Source organism: Streptomyces roseirectus, assembly GCF_014489635.1.
GTDB lineage: Bacteria > Actinomycetota > Actinomycetes > Streptomycetales > Streptomycetaceae > Streptomyces > Streptomyces roseirectus.
Genome location: NZ_CP060828.1, coordinates 8,123,938 through 8,147,173, shown reverse-complemented (window position 1 = coordinate 8,147,173; position 23,236 = coordinate 8,123,938). Strand labels below are relative to the sequence as shown.

The following is a 23,236-nucleotide window of genomic DNA, read 5'->3' as shown; positions in this document are numbered from 1 at the left end:
GTCAGCTCACCACTCCGGTCATCACGCCCACGGGGACGGCGATGAAGCCGGCCGTGAGCAGCAGGGCAAGTACGTTCGCCGTGGTCTTCAGGAACCGGTCGCGGCTGCGGCTGCCGGCGCCGAGGGTCTGGGCGGCGGCCCAGAAGCCGTGCCGGACGTGCAGGCCGAGGGCGAGCATCGCGGTGAGGTAGATGACGTTGCCGTACCAGGTGGAGAAGGTGTCCACGACGTTCTGGTACGGCTTGCCCTCCTGGAAGCCGCCGCTGTGCACGGTGCCGGTCGTCAGGTCGAGGATGTGCCAGACGATGAACAGGCCGAGGATGATCCCGCCCCACCGCATGGTCCGGGTCGCGTAGCTCGCCCGGCGCCTGGCGTGCACGTACTTGCTCGGCCTGGCCCTGATGTCCCGGCGGCTGAGCTGGTACGCGGAGACGGCGTGGGCGACGACCGCGAGCACCAGGACGACGCGGATCACCCACAGCGTCCACTCGTAGTGCATGAACGGCTCGCCGATCGTGCGCAGCCAGTGGGCGTAGTGGTTGAACTCGCCGGCGCCGAAGAAGATCTTCAGGTTGCCGAGCATGTGGACGACGAGGTACGCCAGCATGATCAGGCCGCTGACGGCCATCACGGTCTTCTTGCCGACGGAGGAGTCCCACACGGTGCGTGCCATCGACGGCCGTCGGTCCGTCCGCGTTGCCAGAGCCATGGCTCAGAACGCTAGGCGCCGTCCAGGCCATCGGTCCAAGACATGGTCCGGCTTGATTCCATAGCCTGTGCCTATGGCGGGCTTAGGGTGAGGGTATGCAGTTCCAGCAGCTTCAGTACTTCGTCGCCGTCGCGGAGGCCCGGCACTTCACGCGGGCCGCCGAGACCGTCCATGTCGCCCAGCCTTCGCTTTCGCAACAGATCAAGGCGCTGGAGCGGGAGCTCGGGGCGGATCTGTTCCTGCGGGCGCGCGGCAACATCACGCTCACGGACGCCGGTGAGGCGCTGCTGCCGCTGGCCCGGCGGATCCTCGCGGACGCGGAGACGGCGCGGTACGAGGTGCGGGAACTGGTGCAGTTGAGGGGTGGCCGGGTACGACTGGGCGCGACACCGAGCCTGTGCACGGGGCTCCTCCCCGACGTCCTGCGCGCCTTCCACGACCGGTATCCGGGGGTGCAGCTGCTCGTCGAAGAGGGCGGTTCGCACGATCTCATCCGCGAACTGGCCCGGGGTGCGCTGGACCTCGCGCTGGTCGTCCTCCCCCTGCCCGCGCCGGCGCCCGCGCTGACGACCGTCGAGCTGCTGCGGGAGGACCTGGTGGTGGTGTCCTCGCTGGACGCGCCGCGTCCGGGCGGGGGACGGCGCGCCGTGCGCGTCGCGGACCTCGCGGGCGAGCGGCTGGTGATGTTCCGGCACGGCTACGACCTGCGCGAACTCACCGTGGCGGCCTGCCGCTCCGCCGGCTTCGAGCCCGAGTTCGCCGTCGAGGGCGGCGAAATGGACGCGGTCCTCGGCTTCGTCCGCGCCGGCCTCGGCCTCGCCGTAGTCCCCCGCATGGTCGCCGCCCGCTCCGCCCATGACCTCCGCGTCACCCCCCTGGCCCGCCCCGGCCTCCACCGCACCATCGCCCTGGCCCACCGCAGCGACGTCGCCCCACCTCGGGCAGCACGGGAACTCCAGCGGATGCTGCTGGAGAGGTGAACGGACGTGGGGCGTGGGCGGGAGGGGGACCGGCCGACAAACACAGCCGACAAAGCGCCCCGCCGCCGACGGCCCCGGCCGGGAAGCTGACCGGTTGGCGGACGCGGGCGGGGGGATGACCGGTCAGTGAACACGGGCGGGAAACTGACCAGTCAGCGGACGCACCGGGGGAACGACCCGTCGGCGGACGCGGGCGGGAAAGTGACCATCAGCAGAAGAAGCCGGGGAAGCGACCGACCGCCAGCGAGCGCCGCCAGGAAGATGCCCCGCCGGCAGGTCCAGCCAGGGAGCTGACCCGCCGACGGCCCCGGCCGGGAAGCCGATCCACCGGCGGGCGCGGGCGGGGAGATGACCGGTCAGCGGACGCGGCCGAGGGGAACGACCCCGTCGGCAGACGCGGGCAGGAAAGTGACCATCAGCAGAAGAAGCCGGGGAAGCGACCGACCGCCGACGAGCGCCGCCAGGAAGATGCCCCGCCAGCAGGTCCAGCCAGGGAGCTCACCCGCCGACGGCCCCGGCCGGGAAGCCGATCCACCGGCGGGCGCGGGCGGGGAGATGACCGGTCAGCGGACGCGGCCGAGGGGAACGACCCCGTCGGCAGACGCGGGCAGGAAAGTGACCATCAGCAGAAGGGGCCGGGGAAGCGGCCGACCAGTGGCGGGCACCGCCAGGGAGCTGACCCGCCGGCGGACCCGGCAGGGAAGCCGATCCACCGGCGGACGCGGTCGCGAAGCCGATCCCCGGCGGCGCGGGCAGGGTGATGATCCGCCGATCACGCGAAATGATTCGCCAACCGCCCGCGTCACCCGCACCGCCGGCTTCCCGCACCGCGCCCGCTTCACCAACAACCCGCGCCGCGCGCCCGCCGCGCATGCTCAGCCCGCCGGCGCACGCTCAGCCCGCCAACGCCCGCTCAACCCCCCGCGTCCGCCAGCGCCAGCTCGTGCAACCGCTCCGGTGGGCCCGGCCTTGCGTAGTACCAGCCCTGGGCTGTGTCGCAGCCGAGGATGCGGAGTTGGTCGGCTTGGGCGCTGGTTTCGACGCCTTCGACGGTGACGGCGAGGTCGAGGCTGTGGGCCATGGTGACGATGCCCTCGACGATCTTGAGGTCGACGGGGTCGGCGGGGAACTGCTGCATGCCCTGGGTGAAGGACCGGTCCAGCTTGAGGATGTTCAGCGGGAGCCGGCGCAGGTTGGCGAGGTTGGAGTAGCCGGTGCCGAAGTCGTCGAGGGCGATGTCGACGCCCATCTCGGAGAGCTGCCGCAGCGGCTTGAGGAGGTCGTCGTCGGCGCCGATGAGCGCGGACTCGGTGACTTCGAGGCACAGCGCCTCGGGCCCGACGCCCTCGCGCTCCAGGATCTCGACGGTGTCCTGGACGAGCCCCGGATGGCTGAGCTGGACGGGCGAGAGGTTGACGTTGATGCGCAGCGGCCGGGGCTGCGCGAACCGTTCTCGCCAGGCGCGGGCCTGCCGGACGGACTGCTCCAGGACCCAGCGGCCGAGCGGCACGATGAGCCCGGTGTGTTCGGCGAGCGGGATGAACCGGTCGGGGCCCAGCACGCCGTGCTGCGGATGCAGCCAGCGCACCAGCGCCTCGGCGCCGCGCACGCTGCCGTCGTCCAGCCGCACGATCGGCTGGTACTCGATGAAGAACTCGCCGCGTTCCAGGGCCGCCGGCAGCGCGGTCGTCAGGCCGTGCCGGGTGATGGCGCGGGCGTCGGCCTCCGCGTCGGCGAGTTCGAAGCGGTTGCCGCCCGCCGACTTGGCCCGGTACATCGTGATGTCGGCGCTGCGCAGCACCTCGGCGGCGCTGCGCTCCCCCGCCTGCCCCTCGACGATGCCGATGGACCCGCGCACGGTGAGTTCGCGGCCGTCGATGCGGACGGGCGCGACGAGGACGTTCATGATGCGGGAGGCGAGTTCGTCGACCTCGCGCGGGGAGTCGGGCCCGGTGGTGAGGGCCACGAACTCGTCGCCGCCGAGCCGGGCGACCATCTCGCCGGGCGCGGTCGCGCAGGACTGGAGGCGGTCGGCGATCTCGACGAGGAGCCGGTCGCCCGCGGCGTGCCCGAGGCTGTCGTTGATGGTCTTGAAGCCGTCGAGGTCGAGGTAGCACAGGCCGTAGCGGCGGCCGTCCCCGGCGGCGACGATCTTCTCCAGGCGTTCGAAGAACAGCGTGCGGTTGGGCAGCCCGGTGAGCGCGTCGTGGGTGGCCTCGTAGCGCAGCCGCAGGTTGAGCAGGCGGCGCTCGGTGGTGTCCTCCATGAGGGCGAGCTGGTAGCGGGGGGAGCCGTCGGCGTCGCGCAGCAGGGACACCGTCAGGTTGGTCCACAGGACGGTGCCGTCGGGCCGGTAGAACGCCTTCTCGGTGTGATAGTGCTCACGGTCGCCGCGCACCAGCTCCTCGTACAGCTTCCACACCTGCGGGGCGTCCTCGGTGTGCGTCCACTCCGTGACGGCGCGGCCGCGCACGGCCTGTTCGGAGCCGCCGAACATGCGGACCAGCGCGTCGTTGACCTCCAGGACGTGGCCGTCGAGGTCGGCGATCCAGATGCCTATGGCGGCGCCCTCGAAGACCGCGCGGAAGCGGGCCTCGCTCGCGTGCAGGGCCTGCGCGACGACGCCCTGGGCCTGGAGCGCGGCCTGCGCGATGGCCTCCTGCTCGGCGAGGGTGCGCTCGCGCAGGGCGTACGCGTAGCCGGCGGACAGGGCGTGCTGGAGACGGGAGCAGCGGGTGCGCAGCTCCTCGGCGGGGCCGTCGTCGCCGCAGTACAGCACCAGGTAGGCGTCGACGCAGTCCAGGGCCTGGGCCAGCGCCTCGGGGTCGGTGCAGTGCGCGCCGACGAGGGCGGCGCCGACGGCCCTGGCCTCGGCGGGGTCGAAGGTGCGCGCGAGGAGCGCCGCGCGCAGCCGCCTGGCCAGCGGCAGGAGCAGTTCCTCGAACTCGGGGCGGGTGAGCGGGGTGGAGGTGGCCGGGTAGACGGCGCGGCTCCAGATCGTCGCGAACCGGCGCAGCCGGTCCTCCGGCCCGTCCTGCACGGCCGTCACGCCGTGGTCCCCACGCCGGCGAAACCGCAGAACGCATAGGGGTCCTCGTCCCCCGGGGGCGTCTCGGGCCGCCACAGAGGCATCGGCACCAGTCCAGGTTCCACCATGTCGTACCCCTCGAAGAACCGCGCGATCTCGCCCTGGGAGCGCATGATCAGCGGGTTGCGGATGTCCTTGAACACGTCGACCGCGCCGCCGGCCCGCTCGGGCGGCAGCGGGATTCCCTCGAACGAGGCATGGGTGAGGACGAGCATGCTGCCCGGCGCGAGCGCGTCGCGCAGCGTCGCCACCGCCCCGTAGGGGTCGTCCTCGTCGTCCACGAAGTGCAGTATCGCAATCAGCAGGAGCGCCACCGGCCGCCGCAGGTCCAGCAGTTCGCGGACCTGGGGGCTGGTCAGGATCGCCTCGGGGCTGCGCAGATCGGCCGCGACGGCGCCGGCGTGCGGGTCGTCCGCGAGGACGGCCCTGGTGTGCTCGACGGCCACCGCGTCGTTGTCGACGTGGACGACGCGGGCGCCGGGGACGGCGTCGCGGGCCATCTCGTGGACGCCGCCGCAGGTGGGCAGGCCGGCGCCGATGTCGAGGAACTGGGTGATGCCCCTGGCTGCGGCATGGCGCACCGCGCGGCGGGTGAACGCGCGGGTGGCCCGCATGATCTTCGGCAGGCCCGGGACGAACTCCATCGCCCTGCGGGCCGCCGCCCGGTCCGCCTCGAAGTTGTGCGAGCCGCCCAGGAAGTAGTCGTTGACGCGCGCCACACTGGGCATCGAGATGTCGATGCTCCTCGGGGCCCAGGCGGGTCGCTGCATCGGTTCTCCAAGGCGTCGGACGGCGCGGTGTTCGAGCTGAGGCTACTGATCGCCCGGCAAAAGAACGAGCGGAAACGGAAATTGACCGTCCGTTACCGGTCAACGTGTGTGGGTTTCCGGTAGGTTCTGTCGGCTCCTGCGTGGCCTCTTTCGGGTGACGGCCGGTACGCACGACAGGTCCGCCCCCTCCGTGCGGCGCGGAGAGGGCGGACCAGGGTGCGACTGCTTGCCGGTTACTCGTTGCCGGTTACTTGTTCGGCGCGCCGACCAGCTTGCCGTCGGGGCGCACCGCGAACCAGGTGCCGCCGACGCCCTGCCCGTTGGTGTCGCCGGGCTCCTTGTCGTTGATGAAGGTGTAGATCGGCGAGCAGTTGAGGGTCTGCTGCTCCTCGTTGTTGTCGGGCCGGGTGAAGGTCATGTAGCCCTTCTCCGGGATGTCCTTCGTGTCGGAGAACTCGACGGGGGCGACGATCGGCCACTTCTCCAGGCAGTCGCCCTTGCAGTTCGAGACCGGCTTCGGCCACGCCTTGTCCTTGACGAAGCGGTAGACCGTCATGCCGTTCTTGTCGACGACGATCTCGCCGAGCTTGGGGTCGTTGCGGGTGGAGAGGCCCGGGAGGTCGGAGACCTCGGTGGCGCCGGAGCCGCCCGCGCCGCCGGACTTGGCCTTCTTGCCGTCGGGGGCCAGCGCGAACCACTTGTTGCCGACGTTCTGGCCGTTCGTCTCGCCCGGGTTGGCGTCCTTCGCGTAGTAGTACGCGGGCCAGCCGTCGATCGTCAGCTGCTTGGTGCCGTCGGCGCGGGTGACCTCGCCGAGGATCGACTTGTCGATGCCGTCGCCCGCCGAGACGTCGTCGGCCGCGACCGGCGGCCACGCCGTCGCGCAGGCGTCGTTGCAGTTCGACTTCGGGGGCTCCGCGGTGTCCGAGTCGAAGCGGTAGAGGGTGCGGCCGCCGCTGTCGGTCACGATCTTGCCGAGTTCGGCGTTCGTGGCGACGGCGAGTTCGCCGGCGCTGCCCTGGGCCTGCGCGCCGCCGGTTCCGCCGCCGGTGCTCGCGCCGGGGCTGCTGCCCGCGCCCACGCCGGTGCCGACACCGCCGTAGCCTCCGCTGCCGACGCTCCCGAGCCCGCCGGTACCCGCCGGCGCCGTGGCCCCCACGTTCTGGCTGCCCGTCGAGCCCCCGCTTTCCTGACCGCACGCCGTCGTCAGCGCCAGCACGGCCACAGCGCTCGCCACGAGAGAGGCGCTCCGCCAGGAGGTGTTCATTGTCAACTCCCCGATCATCATCAAGCGTTCCCAGCGCCCTGCTGCGCCGCCGCTCGGCATTGGTTACGCACAGCACCGGCGGTTGTGTTCAACCCCGCCCCAAAAAATTTCAGCGAGCTGCCCCGGGGGAGGTCGGAGAGGGGGCTGCGCGGGAGGGGTGGGGGTGAGGTGGGGGGGCGCTGTGCCGGGGCCACGTCCCGGCGGGACCCGACCGGCCGAAGCGGCACACGCGGCACGGCCCTTCGGAAGCACCGCCGGCGACAGTCCGCGTCCACACCGACACCCCCGAACGGTCACGCCACTCCGCGCGTCGTCCCCGAGGGCGGCACGAGCCGTTCGGCGTCCAGGAGGGTCACCGCTGCACACTCCGCAGCAGCCGACGGGCGACCGTGCGCGCCGACTCCGTGCCCCTCCGGACCGACGCGGACGAACCCCGGCCCGGACCGGGGGCCCCACCAGGTGATGTAACCCCGCGGGGCCGTCGGCCTGCCCGCCCAGCCGCAACGCGTGCCGCTCACCGGCGCCGGTGGTTCACGCGGTCGGTGGCGGCGAGGTTGGGTGGATATGTGTGCGCCTGCCCGGACGCGCGGTCGAGGCGGGGTCAAACCGAACGGGGGAGAAGTTCGCCCGTTCGGGTCAAGCGGGGCCGAACAAGGGCGTGCGCCGGGGTGCGATGGCTGATGATCTGCGTCGTGCATGGACCCGAACCGACCCGATCCGCCCTCACCGTACGGGTGTTGGGCGTGATGACCGCTGCGTGGATCCTGGTGGGCGCGCCGGCCGGGGTCGCGTCCGCCGATGCGTGCGCGTACGCGTCCGTGGGGCCGGACGGCCTGGAGGTGGTGGCCGTCGCGGGTCACTCGTCCTGGCCCTGGCCCACGCCCCCGCCCTGCCGCCCGAAGCCACCACCCCCACCGCCGCACTGCCCGGAACCGACCCCGACGCCCACTCCGACACCCACCCCCACCCCGACGCCTACGCCCACCCCCACGCCCCCCAAGCCGACGCCGACCCCCAAGCCCACCCCGACCCCGACCCCGAAACCGACCCCGAAGCCCACCCCCAAACCGAGCCCCGCTCCCGAACCACCCCCCGCCCCGGCCCCGAAGCCCTCACCCGCCCCACCTCGCGCCGCCCCCATCCCGAGGCCGGCCCCACCCCCCGCGCCAACTCCCACACCGACACCGACACCCACTCCGACCCCCACACCCACCCCCTCCGCATCCCCCGTGACCTACCCGGCCTATCACCACGCGACCCCCCGCAAGCGCCCCTCCCACGGCACCACCTCCCCGGTCACGTACGTCCTGCTGATCACGGCCCCCGCGGTGATCGCCGTCGCGGCCCTGCGCCCGCGCTGACGGACGAACACGCCCCGCCCACCACCCCGCGCGCCCCGCAGACGCTCCCTACACGCCCCCCATTAGGAGGCCCCCTTGCCGGAATGGCTTGTTCTCACCCTCTCGATGGCCGCCGCAGTGGCGGTCGTGATCGTGATCACGCTGCTGCGTCAGCGCACCGCGTCGGAGGACGAGGACCCCTCGGAGACCCCGGACGTCATCGAGTACATGACGATGTGGATCGGCGTCGTGTACGCGATCGTGCTGGGCCTCGCCATCGCCGGCGTGTGGGAGGCGAGGAGCGCCGCCCAGGACCACGTCCAGGCGGAGGCCCAGGCCCTGCACGAGATCCATGAACGCGTCCGCGTGTACCCGGCGGCGGAACGCGACCGCATCCGCGCCGATGTCAACGCGTACGTCGGACACATCGTCGACGTCGAGTGGAAGACGATGAAGGACGACGGCCGGCTCACCGACAAGGGCGACGAACTCCTCGCGCGACTGCGCGCCGACGTCACGGACTACGAGCCGACGACGGACTTCCAGGCCCAGCAGTACCAGCCACTGATGGACCAGGTCGCCGCCGCCGACCAGGCCCGCACCGCCCGCGCCGAGTCGATCGACCCGACGATGCCCGGCGTCGTGTGGGGCGGCCTGCTGGGCGGCGGCATCGTCACGATCGGCATGGTCTTCGCCCTCCAGATCGGCCGCACACCCCGCGAACTCATCCTGGCCTGCCTGTTCTCCGCGCTGATCGCCTTCCTGCTGTTCCTCATCTGGGACTTCGACGCCCCCTACAGCCGCGGCATCACAGCCTCGGCCGAACCGTTCCTCCACTTCTTCTCCGGCGCGAAGGACTGACCCGGCCCGCAGGACTGACGCAGCCTCAACCCCGGCCCCGCGCCCGACACGCCGCCGACATCCCCTGAGCGGCCCACACGCATGCCCCATTCGCACGACACCGATCGCGCGTACGCACACCTGTTCCTAGCGTTTCGGTCATCGAGGTGCATTCCAGGCACGAGCGGAAAAGGTCCGCAAGCTGCTCCTCGGGGACCGGAGGATTGACCATGCGCGCGATACGCGTCGCCTCGGCCGCACTGCTGGGCGCGGGCGCCCTGGCCCTCACCGCACCGTCCGCGGCAGCGGGCGACAGCAACGCGTTCGGCTTCAGCGTGATGCCGTCGACGATCGCGGCGGGCGGCCAGGTCACGCTCTCGGTGGACCGGGGCAACGGCAACTGCGGCGGGACGGTCATCGTCTCGTCCGGCGTCTTCGACACCGTCCGCATCCCACCGGACCGCTCGCAGTCCACGGCGACCGTCGACTGGGACGCCCGCCCCGGCGCCTCCTACCGCGTGACGTTCACCTGCAACGGCGGCGACACCGGCACGGCGCAGCTGACGATCGCGGGCGGCCGGGTGCCCACCCCGGTGCCGTACCCCCCGAACCGGGGTGTGCACGCCGGTGAGGGCGGCACGGTCGGCGGCTTCGACCTCAAGGAACTGGGCCTCGGCACGCTGCTCATCGTGGGCTCGGTCGGCGCGGCGTACCACTTCTCCCGCCGTCGCACGGGCGAGGACGGCGCCTGACACCTCGCCACCACGCTGTCGGCCCGGCCCTCGAAGGACGAGGGACCGGGCCGACGGCATGTCCGGGCTCTTCGGGAAGAGCCCGGTTCCTCAGATGCGCCGCTCCGCGCGCCGCCGCATCCAGAACACCCCGCCCCCGACGACGGCCGCCGCGACGAGCCCCCCGCCGATCGCCATGTCGGTCGGCGTCGCGCCGGTGGTCGAGGAGCCCCCGAGCCCGCCGCGCACCCCGCCGAGGACGGTGAAGACGCCGGGGAAGGTCCGGGTGCGCCCCTCGCAGGTGGTCGTGACGCTGTACGACCCGGCGCTGGCGAAGGAGTTGACGCGGACGGTCGCGGTGGCCGTGTTGCCGCCCATGGACGTCAAGTTGGTCGTCGGGAAGGCCGGGGAGCTGATCGACGAGCCTCCGGTGGTGCACGCGTTCTGACCGCCCCCGTTGACGGTGAGCACGAGCTGGCCGCCCCGGGCGATGACGCTGGGCGCCGAGGTGACCGACGTCGGGTCGGTCCAGGCCGACGCCGTCGGGGCGGCGAGGCCCAGGACGGCGCACGCGGCGGCCGAGGCCGCCAGGGCACGAGTGGTTCGCATGGTTCCTCCGCGGAAGGCGCCCCGGGGCACGTCCCCGGTCTGTCGGCGAGAGAACGCCTCCCGGAAAGACCCTCAGATGCCGTGCGGGCGCCCGCATTTCGGGACTGGTCCGTCCTGGTGAGCCGACACGCCGTGCACCGTTCGCATAATCAGACATCCGCGCAGGTCACGGACCGTCAGAAATTTCCTGCGCCCGTCAACTCGGATGGCGCACTTCCCCGTCCGGCGGCCACCCGTTCGCCGCTCACTTGTCGCGGCGCCCCGCGGGCCGTCCTAGCGTTTCGGTGTGCGCTACGGGACACGGTGACGGCCGTGTCGAAAGGGGATGGCGAATGTCGGGTTACGGGCTGTCCGAGGCGGCGGACGAGGAGGAGCGGCCGAGGAAGCGCGCGCCGTGGGGCGTGATAGCGCTGGTCCTGCTGACGGGCCTCGCGCTCATCCGCAACGGCTCGGGCGAGTTCGACGCGGGCCCGCCGCAGCCGGCCGCCGCCGCTGCCGCCGACAGCAGGTCGGGCGGGCTGACCGGGAGCGTCTTCGACAAGGCCCCGGACCCGCTGTCGTACTCGGTGCCGCAGCGGGTGCGGGTGCCGGCGATCCGGGTCGACGCCCCGGTGATGCCGGTCGGCCTCGACGCGGCCGGGTGGGTGGACGCGCCGCCGCCCGAGAACCCGAACCTCGCGGGCTGGTTCACGGGCGGGGTCTCGCCCGGCGAGAAGGGCACGGCGGTGGTCGTCGGCCATGTCGACAACAAGCTCGGGCCCGCCGTCTTCTACGGCCTCGGCGCGCTGAAGAAGGGCAACAAGGTCGAGGTGGCCCGGGCGGACGGGAAGACGGCCGTGTTCGAGGTCTACGGCATCGAGGTCTTCGAGAAGAAGAACTTCCCCGGCGACCGCGTGTACGCCTCCAAGGGCGCCCCCGAACTGCGGGTCATCACCTGCGGCGGCGGCTTCTCCAAGGCCGACGGCTACGACGGGAACGTCGTGGTCTTCGCCCGCCTGACCGAGGTCCGCTGAGCGGACGTCCGCCGGGCGGGCGCCCGCCCCCCCTCAGGCGGGGTGCCCGCGCGGCACGGTGATGTGGTACCCGGAGTCCAGCAGCCGCGGCAGATACCGCCGCAGCGCCCGCACACTCTGCGTCCGGTCCCCGCCCGCGTCGTGCGACAGCACCACCACGCCGGGCCCGGCGCCGCCGGCGACGCGGCGGACGATGGTGCCGGTGCCCGGGGTCGTCCAGTCCAGCGTGTCCACCGTCCAGGCCAGCGGCTCCATCCCCAGCTCCGCCCCGATCTGGAACGCGGCCCGGTTCCACGCCCCGTACGGCGCCCGGAACCACCTCGGCCGCTCCCCGTACGCCTCCTCGATCACCTCGCAGGTCCGCTCCATCTCCGAGCGGATCCGGCCGCGCCGCAGTTTCGTCAGCAGCGGGTGGGACCAGGTGTGGTTGCCGACGACATGGCCCTCGTCGGCCATCCGTGCCAGCAGTTCCCGGTGGTCCGTGGCCATCTCGCCGCACACGAAGAACATCGCGCGCACGCCGTACTCGTCGAGCGTGTCGAGGATCGCGGGTGTGTAGCGGGGGTCGGGGCCGTCGTCGAAGGTCAGGACCATGGTGTTGCCCCGGCCCGACATCTCGAGGATCGGCTTGCGCCGGGCGGGGAGCCGGGAGGAGGCGGGCGGCGGGCCGAAGCCGGTGATGGGCTGGAGGCGGTAGGCGGAGGGTTTGCGGGGCACGGTGCGGGCCGGGGGCCCGGCGGCGGGGACGGCGGCCGGTTCGCCCCCGCCGCTCACCCCGAGGGCGACGGCCCCGGCACCCCCCGCGGCGACGGCGCCCGCTCCCCACAACACCCGACGCCGTGTGAACACCTGATCTCTGTGCATGAAGCATCAGTCACCCACGCGGGCCGGGAGTCACCCTCACGACACCGGTACGGCGTCCGATTTCCACTCCGCCAGCCGAAAAAGCTCATCTTCGACGGACCAGCGGGAACGGCAGCGTCTCGCGGATGGTGAGCCCCGTGAGGAACATGACCAGCCGGTCCACCCCGATCCCCAGTCCGCCGGTGGGCGGCATCGCGTAGGCCAGCGCCTCCAGGAACTCCTCGTCGAGCTCCATCGCCTCGGGGTCGCCCCCCGCGGCCTTCAGCGACTGCTCGGTGAGGCGTCGCCGCTGCTCGACGGGGTCGGTCAACTCGGAGTAGGCGGTGCCGAGTTCGGTCCCGAACGCGACGAGGTCCCAGCGTTCGGCGACGCGCGGATCGGCCCGGTGCTGCCGGGTGAGCGGGGAGACGTCCGTGGGGAAGTCCTTGTAGAACGTCGGCAGCTGGGTCCGCTCCTCCACCAGCCGCTCGTACATCTCCAGCACGACGTCGCCGCGCCCGTCGCCGTCCCCGTACGGCACTGCGGCCTTGTCGCACAGCCGGCGCAGTGCGGGGAGTCCGGTGTCGGCGCTCACCTCCTCCCCCAGCGCCTCGGAGATCGCCCCGTAGACGGTCTTGACGGGCCACGGCCCGGAGATGTCGTACTCCTGCCCGCCCTTGCGGACGAGCGGGGTGCCGAAGGCGGCGCGGGCGGCGCCCTGGATCAGTTCGCGGGTGAGGTCGAGCATGACGTCGTAGTCGGCGTACGCCTGGTACGCCTCCAGCATCGTGAACTCGGGGTTGTGCTTGGGCGAGACGCCTTCGTTGCGGAAGGTCCGGCCCATCTCGAAGACCTTCTCCAGACCGCCCACGCACAGCCGTTTGAGGTACAGCTCGGGGGCGATCCGCAGGTACAGGTCGAGGTCGTAGGCGTTGATGTGGGTGGTGAACGGACGCGCGTTGGCGCCGCCGTGGATCTGCTGGAGCATGGGCGTCTCGACTTCGAGGTACCCCCGGTCGAGGAGGCCCTGCCGCAGCGCCTGGACGGCGGCGGAGCGGGCGCGGACGGTGTCGCGGGCGGTGGGGCTGGTGACGAGGTCGAGGGCCCGCAGCCGCACCTTCGCCTCGGGGTCGGTGAGCCCGCGCCGCTTGTCGGGCAGGGGCCGCAGGCACTTCCCGGTGAGCTGCCAGTCGTCGACGAAGACGGTCGGTTCGCCCTTGTCGCTGCGCCCGGCGCTCCCGCTGACGGTGACGAGGTCACCGAGGTCGACGTCGGCCCGGAAGCGGCGCGCGTCGGTCAGCGCGAGCTGGTGGTCGCCGGACCAGTCGCGGAGGGTGACGAAGACGATCCCGCCGAAGTCCCGCACGCGCAGGACACGTCCGGCGACGGTCACCTCGTCCCCGTCCCGGACGTCCGCGAGGGCGTGCGTGGGGGCCGGGACGCCGACCGGGTAGGGGTCGGTGCCGGCGTCATACAGCCGTTTCAGGTGTTCCTGGCGGACGCGGACCTGGTCGGAGGGGCCCTTGGCGCGCGGCTCGGCGGGCTCGGTCAGCTCCTCCAGGGGCGGCAGGTCGCCGGTGGAGGAGGCGGGGCGCACCGCGTGCTTCAGGCGGTGGCGGCGCAGGGAGGGGACGACGACGAAGCCCTCGGCGATGCCGGAGGCGAGGCCGACGCGGGCGAGGGCGCCGGTGTCGCCATAGCACAGGAAGCGGGGGAACCAGGCGGGCCGATACTTGGCGTTGGAGCGGTAGAGGGCTTCCAGTTGCCACCACTTGGAGAAGAACAGCAGCAGCCGGCGCCACAGCCGCAGCACGGGCCCGGCGCCGATGCGGGCGCCCTCCTCGAAGACCGAGCGGAAGACCGCGAAGTTGAGGGAGATACGGCGGATGCCCAGCTTGGGGGCGGCGGCGCAGACCTCGGCGACCATGAACTCCATGACGCCGTTGGGGGCCGTGCGGTCGCGGCGCATGAGGTCGAGGGAGATGCCGTCGGGGCCCCAGGGGACGAAGGAGAGCAGGGCGAGGAGGCGGCCGTCGGCGGCGACGGTCTCGACGAGGAGGCAGTCGCCGTCGGCGGGGTCGCCGAGCCGGTCGAGGGCCATGGAGAAGCCGCGTTCGGTCTCGGTGTCGCGCCAGGCGTCGGCGCGGTCGACGACCTCGTCCATCTCCTCGGCGGTGAGGGTGGAGTGGCGGCGGACCCGGCAGGTGGCGCCGGTGCGGCGGACCCGGTTGACGGCCTGGCGGGTGACGCGCATGTCGCGTCCGCCGAGGTCGAAGGAGGGGATGTCGAGGATGGCCTCGTCGCCGAGCTGGAGGGCGCCGAGGCCGGCGCGGGCGAAGGCGGTGGCGCCGTCCTCGGAGGCGCCCATGACGGCGGGGGTCCAGCCGTGGCGGCGGGCGGTCTCCAGCCAGGCGGCGATGGCGTGCGGCCAGGCTTCCCGGTCGCCGACGGGGTCGCCGCTGGCGAGGCAGACGGCGGCCTCGACGCGGTAGGTGACGGCCGCCTTGCCGCTGGGCGAGAAGACGACGGCCTTGTCACGGCGGGTGGCGAAGTAGCCGAGGGAGTCCTGGCCGCCGTAGCGCTTCAGGAGGGCGCGGATGCGGGCCTCCTCGTCGCCGTGCAGGGCGGCCTCCATGCGCTGGCTGCGGAACAGCGTCGCGGCGGCGTTCAGCAGGGCGAGGGCGCCGAAGAGGCCGAGGAGGAAGAACAGGGCGCGCGGCGGACGCCCGTCGAAGGAGCCGCCGGACACCAGACCACCCAGCACCCGGTCGGCGGCCCAGGCGAGCCGCTGGCCGCGCGGCAGGGTGCCGTGGAACACCTCGACGAGCCCCCAGCCCGCGAGGATCGCGAGCCCGAGGCCGACCAGCAGGACGAGGACGGCGCGCCGCACGGCCCCGTGCCGGGAGGCGGCGTAGAACTCGCGGCGCGCGAGGATCAGGACGACGAGGGCGAGCCCGCAGATCACCAGCGAGGGCAGCGACTCGACGTAGTCGCCGAACGCGATCCCGAGACCGTCGCCCACCGCGAGCAGGCCCAGATAGACGACGACCAGCCACCAGGCGACCTTCTTGCGGGCGGCCGTCGCGCCGGCCAGCAGGAACAGGAAGACCGCGTAGGCGAGGTTCGCGCTGACCGGGATGAGCTGCGCGTCGAGGACGTCGACGGCCGGGCGCAGCAGGCGGCGCAGCGGCGGGACGAAGGCGAGGATGACGCACAGGGCGCCGATCGCGCCGAAGAACGCGCCGAACGCCTCGGGGACGCGGGTGAGGTGACGCAGGTGTCCGGGCGGGTCGGCCTGCCGCGCGGGGGCGGTCTCTGCTGCGGCTGCGCTCATGGCTCCGACTGTAGGAAGGGACCGGGCCGCGCGCCCGCCGAGCGGGGGGAAGCGGGTGTTCCGATAGCCTCGCCGCGTGACGGAACAGCATGAGCGGCAGCCCTCGCAGGGGTTCGAGCGGGGCACCGACGGACCCAAGGTCATCGTGGTCGGGGTCGACGGCTCCGACTCCTCCCTCCGCGCCGCCGCCTACGCGGCCGGGCTCGCCCGGCGCCAGCACGCGCTGCTGGCGATCGTGTACGTCCAGCCGGTGCTGGCGGCGGGGGCGGCGGTCGGGGCACCGGTCGCCGAGACGACCGAGGCGATCGCCGAGGACCTGATGGCGATGGTCCGCAGCGAGACGGAACGCCTCAAGGGGATATTCGACATCCGCTGGGAGTTCCACACGTTCCGCGGCGACCCCTACACCGGTCTCGTGGCCGCCGCCGACGACCTCAAGGCGGACGCGGTGGTCGTCGGCGCGTCGGAACAGGCGGGGCACCGGATCGTGGGGTCGGTGGCGGTCCGGCTGGTCAAGGCGGGGCGCTGGCCGGTGACGGTCGTCCCGTAGACGTCACTCGGCCATGGTGAGGCCGTCGCTGGCGGCGCCCCGGCTGAGGACGACGTCCCTGATCCGGTCGCGGACGCCCCGGACGTCGGCGCCCTGGGCGAGGGCGTGGTTCAGGTCGAGGACGCGGCCGGCGTCGATGTCGAACAACTGGGGCACGAACTCGGCCCGGGTGACATTCCAGCGGGCGCCGGGGGTGGCGGGCGGGGCGAAGGTGAAGCGGGCGACGGTGGACTGGTTGCCGCGCGGGTCCCGCTGTCCCTGGTGGTTGACCATCTCGCCCGCGATCTGGTCGCCCATGCCGTAGACGACCCAGGTGCCGTTGACCTTCTCGTACGCCTGGGGGACGTGGGCGTGCGTGCCGAGGATCAGGTCGACGTCGGGGCGTCCCGCGGTGTGCGACGCGGTGAGGGTGCGGGCCAGGGTGAGCTGACGGTCGTCGGGGGCGTCCTGCCATTCGGTGCCCCAGTGCAGGGAGACGACCACGACGTCGGCGCCGGCCCTGCGCGCGGCGCGGGCGTCGGCGACGACGCGGGCCTCGTCGATGAGGTTGACGCTCCAGGGTTGGCCCTGCGGGAGGGGGTAGCCGTTGGTGCCGTAGGTGTAGGCGAGGTGGGCGACGGTGGCGCGGCCCGCGCGCAGGAGGGTCGGGGTGGTGGCCTCCTCGGGGGTGCGGGCGGTGCCCGCGTGGCGGACGCCGGCGCCGTCGAGGGCGTCGAGGGTGCGGCGCACGCCGGCCGGGCCGTCGTCGAGGCTGTGGTTGGAGGCGGTGGAGCAGCCGTCGTAGCCGGTCGCGGCCAGGCCCTCGGCGATCTCCGGCGGGGACTTGAACGCGGGGTAGCCGGTGTAGTCACCGTTCGCGCCGTACACCGTCTCCATGTGGCACAGGGCGAGGTCGGCGCGGGAGACGAGCGCGCGGACGCCGTCGAGCATGGGGCGGAAGTCGTGGCCCCGGCCGCCGGCGTCGAAGCGGGCGCGTTCGATGACCGAGGTGTGCGGGAGGACGTCGCCGGTGGCGACGAGGGTGAAGCCGGTGCGGGCGGGGGGCGCGGAGGGGGCCGGCCTGCCCGGCGCGGGCCGTTTCTCCTCGCGGGACTCCTGGACCTGGCAGGCGGCCACCGCGAGGAGGACGGTGACGGCGAGGGCCAGCGGTCTGCGTGTGTTCACCACAACAACCCCGTTCTGGTCTGATTGTCATACCGACGACGCTCGGCCACACTCCTAGCGCATCCCCGCGCCGAGGGGGTGGCGGCGCTCCTGGGGGTGGGGAGGATGCGCGCGATCGGCGTAAGGGAGGGGGCGGGCTGAGGGTGGCGTCCGTCCGTGAAGCGGCCTGAACCCGTCCCTCGCCGCCGGCCGGTGCTTGGCGGCACGGCGCCGGGCCGGCCCGCGTGCGCCGCGACCGCGCGCCGCGACCGCCCCCATCGGCCCCGCACCGGGTGCCACCACGCCGGATCTGGCCCGCCGCCCCGCGTCGGCCGGCGAATCGAACCCCCGTCCCCGCCCCGAACCGGAACTCCCCGCACCGCCGTTCACCGACCGTTCGTCGAACCGTTCGTCGACGCGATCGACCGTCCGTCGCAGATCCGTGTACGCGCCCTGTCGCTGAGTGACGGCCCTGGGGTGGCATAACGGCCATGACCGCCACACTCACGCAGCCGAAGACGACCGCTGAGCATGAACTCGCCGCGCTCCAGCGGGAACACGGGCGGCCCCTCTTCGCGCTGCTGCTGCGCCTGAGCGACGGCGACCGGCAGCGCGCGGAGGACCTCGTCCAGGAGACCCTGGTCCGGGCGTGGCAGCACCCCGAGGCCCTGCGGGCGGACGACTTCGACTCCGTGCGGCCCTGGCTGATGACCGTCGGCCGGCGGCTCGCGATCGACGCGCGGCGGGCCCGGCAGGCACGGCCGGCCGAGGTGGGCGACGCGGTGCTGGAACACGCTCCGGTCTGCGCCGACCACGCGGAGCGCGCCGCCGCCGCCCTCGACGTCCGCGAGGCTGTGAAGACTCTCACTCCCGAACACCGTGAAGTCCTGGTGCTCGTGTACTTCCAGGGGGCGAGTGTGGCGGAGGCCGCCGAGATACTGGGCATCCCTCCCGGTACCGTGAAGTCCCGCGCGTACTACGCGCTGCGCGCCCTGCGCCGGGTCCTTCCGGGTTACGCGGCCGACCTGCGCTGAAACCCATCGCAGAGTCAAACCTCCGTAAAGCGCCTTGCCTGTGACCCCGGTTGAGTAATCGGCTGTTCCCATCCGTGTTCCGGACTGGGGGCCCGGCGACGGGCGACGGCACACCGGAGGGAAGGCTGCGAGGGATGCTGGACAGAGATCATCACGGCACGGACGGGTCCGACGACGGTGAACTCACCGTCCCCATGGCCTGGTTGTACGCCGAGTACATCGCCGACGAACTCCTGCGCACGGGCGACCTGATGCCGCCCACGTCGTTCGAGTTCCGCGCCGGGCGCGACGCGCTGGCGCTCACCATCTTCCTGTCGGACACCGACGGGGAACTCCCCGGCATCAGGGTGGTCACGCAGCTGGAGACGTGGCTGTCGCTGACCGCGTACGACCAGCCGTGGCAGGACTGGGTGAGCGAACGGCTCGCCGGACTCGCCGCGCGCATCACCGAGTCGGGGCTCGACTCGCCGGACCTGCGGCTCGCGGAGGACGCCTGGCGGTGGCTGGAGGAGACCGAACTCCTCGCCCCCGACCTCAACGCGGTCCCGGGCGGCGGCGCGGTCGTCGGCGTCGGCGAGGAGGACGGGCCGAAGGTGTGGACGCCGGCCTGGCAACTCGGGCTGCCGCTGGGGCACTTGGCGATCCACCTGTTCTAGGCCGGATCGGAGGGCTGGGCCGGATCGGATCAGGGGCGCGCAAAAAAGTTTCCGATCCGACCAATCCGTCCGCGTGGCGGCTCCGAACATCTGGGTCACGATTCTGCACACGCCTTGAGTGATTCCGGAGCCGGGTGCGTACCGGTGGGAGCAAGGAGTAACCCCAACCGCACCCAACGGCACGAGGATTCGGCGATGAGGTCCCTGGAACAGCATGTGGACGTCGGCGCGTACGCGCTCGGTGTCCTGGACGAAGCGGAAGCCTTCCGCTTCGAGGACCACCTCATGGAGTGTCCTCGGTGCGCGGCTCAGGTCACGGAGTTCGGGCCCACGACCCGGCAGTTGATGCTGTACCGGCGGGCCACCCCGCGTTCGGTGCACCCCTTCGCGGGGCCCGGCCCCCGGCTGCTGGACAAGCTGCTCGGCGAGGTCGCGGCCCGGCGCCGCGCGGTGCGCCGGCGGTTCCTGTACGGGCTGGCCGCGTCCGTCGTCGTCGCGCTGGCCGGGCCCGCGCTGATGATGGCGGTCGGGGGCGGGGAGGGGACTCAGGCCGTGGCGAGCGGTCAGGTGAAGATCGCCGCGACCGACGCGAAGTCCGGGGTGTGGGCCCGGGTGACCGCCGCCGACAAGGCGTGGGGCGCGGACATCGAGGTCGAGGTCAAGGACGGCGCGGGGCCGCGTTCCTGCCGTCTCGTCATCGTCGGCCGCGACGGCAGCGAGCAGACGGCGACCGGGTGGATGGTCCCCGACCACGATGCCCGGCCCACCACGATGCACGGGGGGACGGCGATGCACACCGGGGACATCGCCTTCTACGACGTGCGCGAAGGCGATCAGACGCTGCTGCGGATCCCGGCGGGGTCGTGAGGACGGCGGCGGCACGTCACTTGAGCAGGCGCGACAGCCTGCGGTCGGCCAGTGGTCTGCCGCCCGTCTGGCAGGTGGGGCAGTACTGGAGCGAGGAGTCGCTGAAGGAGACCTCGCGGATCGTGTCCCCGCAGACCGGGCACGGTTCGCCGGCCCTGCCGTGCACGCGCAGCCCGCTCCTCTTCTCGGCCTTGAGCCGTCCGGCGGCCACGCCTCGGGAGCGCTCCACGGCGTCGCTCAGTGTGGTGCGCAGCGCCTCGTACAGCGCGTGTGTCTCCTGCGGCGTGAGCGAGGACGCCAGCTTGAACGGGGACATGCGGGCCGCGTGCAGGATCTCGTCGCTGTAGGCGTTGCCGACGCCCGCGATCAGGCTCTGGTCCCGCAGCGCCCCCTTGAGCTGCCGCCGCTCCCCCGCGAGCAGCCCGGCCAGCCGCGCCTCGTCGAACCCCTCCGCCAGCGGATCGGGGCCCAGCCGCGCGACTCCCGGCACCTCCCGCGGATCCCGCACGACATACACCGCGAGCTTCTTCTGCGTCCCCGCCTCGGTCAGGTCGAACCCCGCCCCCGTCTCCAACGCGACCCGCAACGCCAGCGGCCCCTTCCCCGGCCGGGGCATCCCGTCGGGCAGCCGATCCCGCCAGTGCAGCCACCCCGCCCGGGCGAGATGCGTGACGAGATACGGCCCCCCACCGGTCCCGACCCCGAGAAACTTCCCGTACCGCCGCACCCCGACGACCTCCCGCCCCTCGACCTCCGTCACCGGCGGGTCGTACGTCTTCAGCACACTGATCGCGACAGGCAGCACCCGGACGACCTCACGACCGACCAGATGCTCGACGAGGAAGTCCTTCAGGGCCTCGACCTCGGGTAGCTCGGGCATGCTCCCAGGGTGCCACCGGGAGCGGGGAACGGCCCGGCGGGGCTCCGGCCGCGGGGACGGCGCGGGCGCGGCGCGGGCGCGGGCGCGGGGGCGGCGCGGGCGCGGCTCTTGGCTGCGGCGGCGGGCGGCCGCTCGGGCCGCGGCGGCCAGGGAACCCGCGGGGCGAGGGGTCTCCGGACTCGTCGCGCGCGCGGCGGCGGGCCGTGACCGGGGGGCGGGCGCGCCGCGGGCGCGGGGGCGGCGCGGGCGCGGGGGCGGCGCGGGCGCGGCTCTTGGCTGCGGCGGCGGGCGGCCGCTCGGGCCGTGTCAGCCGGGGAACCCGCGGGGCGAGGGGTCTCCGGACTCGTCGCGAGCGTGCGGCGGCGGGCCGTGACCGGGGGGCGGGCCGTCGTCGTTGCGGGGACGGAGCGCGCGGTGAACGGCCGGGGCCCTCGCTGCCGCCGTCCCGGCCGCGCTCACCCTGCCCCGCGCTCTCCCGCCTCCGGCAGCGCGAACTCGCACCACACGCATTTGCCGCCGCCCCGTGCCTCCACGCCCCATGCGTCGGCGAGGAGGTCGACGAGGAGGAGGCCGCGGCCGGAGACGCCGGCGGTGGCGGGGTCGCGGGGGCGTGGGAGGGCGCTGGAGGTGTCCTCGACCTCGACGCGGAGCCGGCGGGAGGGGTCGGCGAGGACGACGCGGAGGGTGACGACGGCCGCGCCCTCGGTGTGCATGAGGGCGTTGGTGATCAGTTCGTCGGCGGCCAGTTCGACGTCGTCGGCGCGGGCGCGGGCGCCCCAGGCGCGGACGGCGGCGCGGATCATGTGCCGGGCCTGGACGAGCGCGTCGGGGTCGCCCGGGGTGACGTGCTGCTGGAGACGGCCGCCCGCGCGCGGGGCGTCGAGGCAGCGGCGGCGCAGCAGGAGCAGCGCGACGTCGTCGTCCCCGCCGCGTTCCTCGGCGACCTCGATCAGCCGGTCGGCGAGGCCGCGTACGTCGTCCGGGCCGTCGGCGACCAGGGCCGTCAGGAGGCGCATGCCGTCGTCGAGGTCGGCGCCCGGCTGCTCGACGAGGCCGTCGGTGCACAGCACGAGCAGGTCGCCGGGGTCGAGTTCCAGGGTGCTGACGGGGTAGGCGAGGCCGCCGAACTCCGCCGAGAGGCCGAGCGGCAGCCCGCCGGGGACGGTGAGGCGGCGGCAGGTGCCGTCGGCGGCGCGCAGCAGGGGGTCGATGTGTCCGGCGCGCACCACCTGGACGACGCCGGTCGCGAGGTCCGCCTCGGCGTACAGGCAGGTCGCGAAGCGGTCGGTGTCGAGGGCGTGCAGGAACAGCGAGGCGCGCGCCATGACCGTGCCCGGCGGGTGTCCCTCGGACGCGTACGCCTTGAGGACGATGCGGAGCTGGCCCATGACGGCCGCCGCGTGCGTGTCGTGGCCCTGGACGTCGCCGATGACCGCGCCGACCCGGCCGGCGGGCAGCGGGATCAGGTCGTACCAGTCGCCGCCGATGTCCCGGCCGAGCAGCCCGCCGATGGTCGCGGCCCGGTAGCGGACGGCGATCTCGGCGCCGGGGACGCTGGGGATCGTGCGCGGCAGCATGGCCTGCTGGAGGCCCTGCGCGATGTCCTTCTCCTGCTCGTAGAACATGGCCCGCTGGAGGCTCTGCGCGATGCTCGAGCCGAGCGCGACGAGGATGTTGCGCTCCTCGGGGGTGAAGCCGCGCCGGTCGCCGTAGAGGAGGCCCATCGCGCCGATCGGGCGGGCCTGCACGATCAGCGGGAGGTAGGCGGCGGAGGTGATCCGCAGGCCGGCGAGGTGCGGCCACAGCACGGGGTAGCCGGCCGCGAACTCCTCCGGCGACTCGATGAAGCGGGGGGTGAGCGTGCGGACGACCTCGCTCATCGGGTACGGCTCGTCGATCCGGGTGACGAGCGTGCCGGGCACGAAGCTGCCCTCGGGCCCCTCGGCGACCAGCCGGATGCGGCCCGCCTCGACGAGGCCCATGACGAGGCTGGTGGCGCCGAGGTGGGTGAGGCCCTGGGTGTCCTTGAGGACGTCGATGACGTCCTGCACGGTCCGCGCGTGTGCGAGGGCGGCCGTGGTGAGCTGGACGACGTTCGTCTGCTCGCGGCGCGCGTCGTCCCGGGTGGTCTCCTCGTGGCGGCGGGCGAGGTCGTCGAGTTCCTGGGTGGCGTCCCGGACGATGCCGATGATCCGGCGGGGGCGGCCGGTCTTGTCGCGGCGGATGTAGCCCTGGGTGTGGGTCCAGCGCAGGGTGCCGTCGCGCAGCCGGAGCCGGAAGTAGCAGCCGTAGTTCTCACTGCCGTCCTTGATCGCCTGGGCGACCAGCGTGTCCAGCCGTTCGCCCTCCGCCCTCGGCACCCGGATGCCCAGTGTCTCCGGTCTCCCGTCGTATTCCTCAGGGCGCAGGTCGAAGATCTCGTGGGCCCGCGCGTCCATGTGGAACTGCCCGGCGTCCAGGTCCCAGTCGAAGCTGCCCATGCGGTTGAGCGCCAGGATCGGGTCCGGATGGGCGGGCCAGTCGTCCGGCATGTGCCCACTGTGACAGGGTTCGTGGGGTTTCACGACCGGAGCAGGGGGTCA

Annotated in this window: 19 protein-coding genes; 9 read left to right on the top strand and 10 right to left on the bottom strand. The window is 73.1% G+C overall.

What is annotated here, in order from left to right:
- Nucleotide 1 precedes the first annotated feature (1 nt).
- A complete protein-coding gene (locus IAG44_RS35235) occupies nt 2–673 on the bottom strand; it encodes a succinate dehydrogenase (protein ID WP_187752982.1) in 672 nt (223 codons plus the stop codon).
- Nucleotides 674–804: 131 nt separating this feature from the next.
- On the opposite strand from IAG44_RS35235, the gene IAG44_RS35230 reads away from it, so the two are divergent.
- The gene (locus tag IAG44_RS35230) at nt 805–1,689 is read left to right on the top strand and encodes a LysR family transcriptional regulator (RefSeq protein ID WP_187751119.1); all 885 of its coding nucleotides are present in this window, start codon (nt 805–807) and stop codon (nt 1,687–1,689) included.
- Nucleotides 1,690–2,602: 913 nt separating this feature from the next.
- Here IAG44_RS35230 and IAG44_RS35225 read toward each other — a convergent pair.
- From IAG44_RS35225 to IAG44_RS35215, 3 genes are all read right to left on the bottom strand, one after another.
- On the bottom strand, nt 2,603–4,738 hold the full coding sequence (locus IAG44_RS35225) for a putative bifunctional diguanylate cyclase/phosphodiesterase (protein WP_187751118.1): 2,136 nt from the start codon (nt 4,736–4,738) through the stop codon (nt 2,603–2,605).
- Nucleotides 4,735–5,547: an SAM-dependent methyltransferase gene (locus tag IAG44_RS35220; protein WP_187751117.1), complete on the bottom strand. Its 813-nt coding sequence runs from the start codon at nt 5,545–5,547 to the stop codon at nt 4,735–4,737. The genes IAG44_RS35225 and IAG44_RS35220 overlap by 4 nt, the downstream gene beginning before the upstream one ends.
- Nucleotides 5,548–5,794: 247 nt before the next feature.
- Nucleotides 5,795–6,814: an SCO0930 family lipoprotein gene (locus IAG44_RS35215; protein WP_187751116.1), complete on the bottom strand. Its 1,020-nt coding sequence runs from the start codon at nt 6,812–6,814 to the stop codon at nt 5,795–5,797.
- 1,229 nt (nt 6,815–8,043) lie between these two features.
- Between IAG44_RS35215 and IAG44_RS44380 the strand changes: the two genes are divergently transcribed.
- The 3 genes from IAG44_RS44380 to IAG44_RS35205 all read left to right on the top strand — a co-directional run bounded on the left by IAG44_RS44380 (nt 8,044) and on the right by IAG44_RS35205 (nt 9,746).
- Nucleotides 8,044–8,175 (top strand): hypothetical protein, encoded by a 132-nt coding sequence (locus IAG44_RS44380; RefSeq protein ID WP_281404318.1) that lies wholly within the window; start codon nt 8,044–8,046, stop codon nt 8,173–8,175.
- A gap of 75 nt (nt 8,176–8,250) precedes the next feature.
- Nucleotides 8,251–9,015 (top strand): bestrophin-like domain, encoded by a 765-nt coding sequence (locus IAG44_RS35210; protein WP_187751115.1) that lies wholly within the window; start codon nt 8,251–8,253, stop codon nt 9,013–9,015.
- Between the two features lie 209 nt (nt 9,016–9,224).
- On the top strand, nt 9,225–9,746 hold the full coding sequence (locus tag IAG44_RS35205; RefSeq protein WP_187751114.1) for a hypothetical protein: 522 nt from the start codon (nt 9,225–9,227) through the stop codon (nt 9,744–9,746).
- A gap of 90 nt (nt 9,747–9,836) precedes the next feature.
- Here the strand turns inward: IAG44_RS35205 and IAG44_RS35200 are convergent, their stop codons facing one another.
- Nucleotides 9,837–10,334: a hypothetical protein gene (locus IAG44_RS35200; protein ID WP_187751113.1), complete on the bottom strand. Its 498-nt coding sequence runs from the start codon at nt 10,332–10,334 to the stop codon at nt 9,837–9,839.
- Between the two features lie 332 nt (nt 10,335–10,666).
- On the opposite strand from IAG44_RS35200, the gene IAG44_RS35195 reads away from it, so the two are divergent.
- The gene (locus IAG44_RS35195; RefSeq protein ID WP_187751112.1) at nt 10,667–11,347 is read left to right on the top strand and encodes a class F sortase; all 681 of its coding nucleotides are present in this window, start codon (nt 10,667–10,669) and stop codon (nt 11,345–11,347) included.
- Nucleotides 11,348–11,380: 33 nt separating this feature from the next.
- Here IAG44_RS35195 and IAG44_RS35190 read toward each other — a convergent pair whose 3' ends face one another.
- Nucleotides 11,381–12,211, bottom strand: a complete 831-nt coding sequence (locus IAG44_RS35190; RefSeq protein ID WP_187751111.1) for a polysaccharide deacetylase family protein — start codon at nt 12,209–12,211, stop codon at nt 11,381–11,383.
- 85 nt (nt 12,212–12,296) lie between these two features.
- A complete protein-coding gene (gene lysX, locus IAG44_RS35185) occupies nt 12,297–15,524 on the bottom strand; it encodes a bifunctional lysylphosphatidylglycerol synthetase/lysine--tRNA ligase LysX (protein ID WP_187751110.1) in 3,228 nt (1,075 codons plus the stop codon).
- Between the two features lie 76 nt (nt 15,525–15,600).
- Between lysX and IAG44_RS35180 the strand changes: the two genes are divergently transcribed.
- Nucleotides 15,601–16,074 carry a universal stress protein gene (locus IAG44_RS35180; RefSeq protein WP_187751109.1) on the top strand — a complete coding sequence of 158 codons (474 nt, stop codon included), beginning with the start codon at nt 15,601–15,603 and terminating at the stop codon, nt 16,072–16,074.
- 3 nt (nt 16,075–16,077) lie between these two features.
- Here IAG44_RS35180 and IAG44_RS35175 read toward each other — a convergent pair whose 3' ends face one another.
- Entirely contained in the window at nt 16,078–17,238 is a 1,161-nt protein-coding gene (locus tag IAG44_RS35175; protein WP_425508489.1) for a CapA family protein, read from the bottom strand.
- A 470-nt stretch (nt 17,239–17,708) separates the two neighbouring features.
- Between IAG44_RS35175 and IAG44_RS35170 the strand changes: the two genes are divergently transcribed.
- From IAG44_RS35170 to IAG44_RS35160, 3 genes are all read left to right on the top strand, one after another.
- A complete protein-coding gene (locus IAG44_RS35170; RefSeq protein WP_055724814.1) occupies nt 17,709–18,251 on the top strand; it encodes a sigma-70 family RNA polymerase sigma factor in 543 nt (180 codons plus the stop codon).
- 134 nt (nt 18,252–18,385) lie between these two features.
- Complete coding sequence (locus IAG44_RS35165; RefSeq protein ID WP_187751107.1) at nt 18,386–18,907, top strand: hypothetical protein; 522 nt, start codon at nt 18,386–18,388, stop codon at nt 18,905–18,907.
- Nucleotides 18,908–19,102: 195 nt separating this feature from the next.
- Entirely contained in the window at nt 19,103–19,774 is a 672-nt protein-coding gene (locus tag IAG44_RS35160) for a zf-HC2 domain-containing protein (protein WP_187751106.1), read from the top strand.
- 16 nt (nt 19,775–19,790) lie between these two features.
- On the opposite strand, the gene IAG44_RS35155 is transcribed toward IAG44_RS35160, so the two are convergent.
- Both IAG44_RS35155 and IAG44_RS35150 read right to left on the bottom strand, forming a co-directional pair.
- Nucleotides 19,791–20,654, bottom strand: a complete 864-nt coding sequence (locus IAG44_RS35155) for an Fpg/Nei family DNA glycosylase (RefSeq protein WP_187751105.1) — start codon at nt 20,652–20,654, stop codon at nt 19,791–19,793.
- Nucleotides 20,655–21,109: 455 nt separating this feature from the next.
- The gene (locus IAG44_RS35150) at nt 21,110–23,185 is read right to left on the bottom strand and encodes a SpoIIE family protein phosphatase (RefSeq protein WP_187751104.1); all 2,076 of its coding nucleotides are present in this window, start codon (nt 23,183–23,185) and stop codon (nt 21,110–21,112) included.
- Nucleotides 23,186–23,236 lie beyond the last annotated feature (51 nt).

Bases quoted from the DNA above. Each gene is read 5' to 3' on its own strand.
- IAG44_RS35235 (WP_187752982.1), bottom strand. From the start codon at position 673: ATGGCACGCACCGTGTGGGACTCCTCCGTCGGCAAGAAGACCGTGATG.
- IAG44_RS35230 (WP_187751119.1), top strand. From the start codon at position 805: ATGCAGTTCCAGCAGCTTCAGTACTTCGTCGCCGTCGCGGAGGCCCGG.
- IAG44_RS35220 (WP_187751117.1), bottom strand. From the start codon at position 5,547: ATGCAGCGACCCGCCTGGGCCCCGAGGAGCATCGACATCTCGATGCCC.
- IAG44_RS35215 (WP_187751116.1), bottom strand. From the start codon at position 6,814: ATGAACACCTCCTGGCGGAGCGCCTCTCTCGTGGCGAGCGCTGTGGCC.
- IAG44_RS35205 (WP_187751114.1), top strand. From the start codon at position 9,225: ATGCGCGCGATACGCGTCGCCTCGGCCGCACTGCTGGGCGCGGGCGCC.
- IAG44_RS35200 (WP_187751113.1), bottom strand. From the start codon at position 10,334: ATGCGAACCACTCGTGCCCTGGCGGCCTCGGCCGCCGCGTGCGCCGTC.
- IAG44_RS35195 (WP_187751112.1), top strand. From the start codon at position 10,667: ATGTCGGGTTACGGGCTGTCCGAGGCGGCGGACGAGGAGGAGCGGCCG.
- IAG44_RS35190 (WP_187751111.1), bottom strand. From the start codon at position 12,211: ATGCACAGAGATCAGGTGTTCACACGGCGTCGGGTGTTGTGGGGAGCG.
- lysX (WP_187751110.1), bottom strand. From the start codon at position 15,524: ATGAGCGCAGCCGCAGCAGAGACCGCCCCCGCGCGGCAGGCCGACCCG.
- IAG44_RS35170 (WP_055724814.1), top strand. From the start codon at position 17,709: ATGACCGCCACACTCACGCAGCCGAAGACGACCGCTGAGCATGAACTC.
- IAG44_RS35165 (WP_187751107.1), top strand. From the start codon at position 18,386: ATGCTGGACAGAGATCATCACGGCACGGACGGGTCCGACGACGGTGAA.
- IAG44_RS35160 (WP_187751106.1), top strand. From the start codon at position 19,103: ATGAGGTCCCTGGAACAGCATGTGGACGTCGGCGCGTACGCGCTCGGT.
- IAG44_RS35155 (WP_187751105.1), bottom strand. From the start codon at position 20,654: ATGCCCGAGCTACCCGAGGTCGAGGCCCTGAAGGACTTCCTCGTCGAG.
- IAG44_RS35150 (WP_187751104.1), bottom strand. From the start codon at position 23,185: ATGCCGGACGACTGGCCCGCCCATCCGGACCCGATCCTGGCGCTCAAC.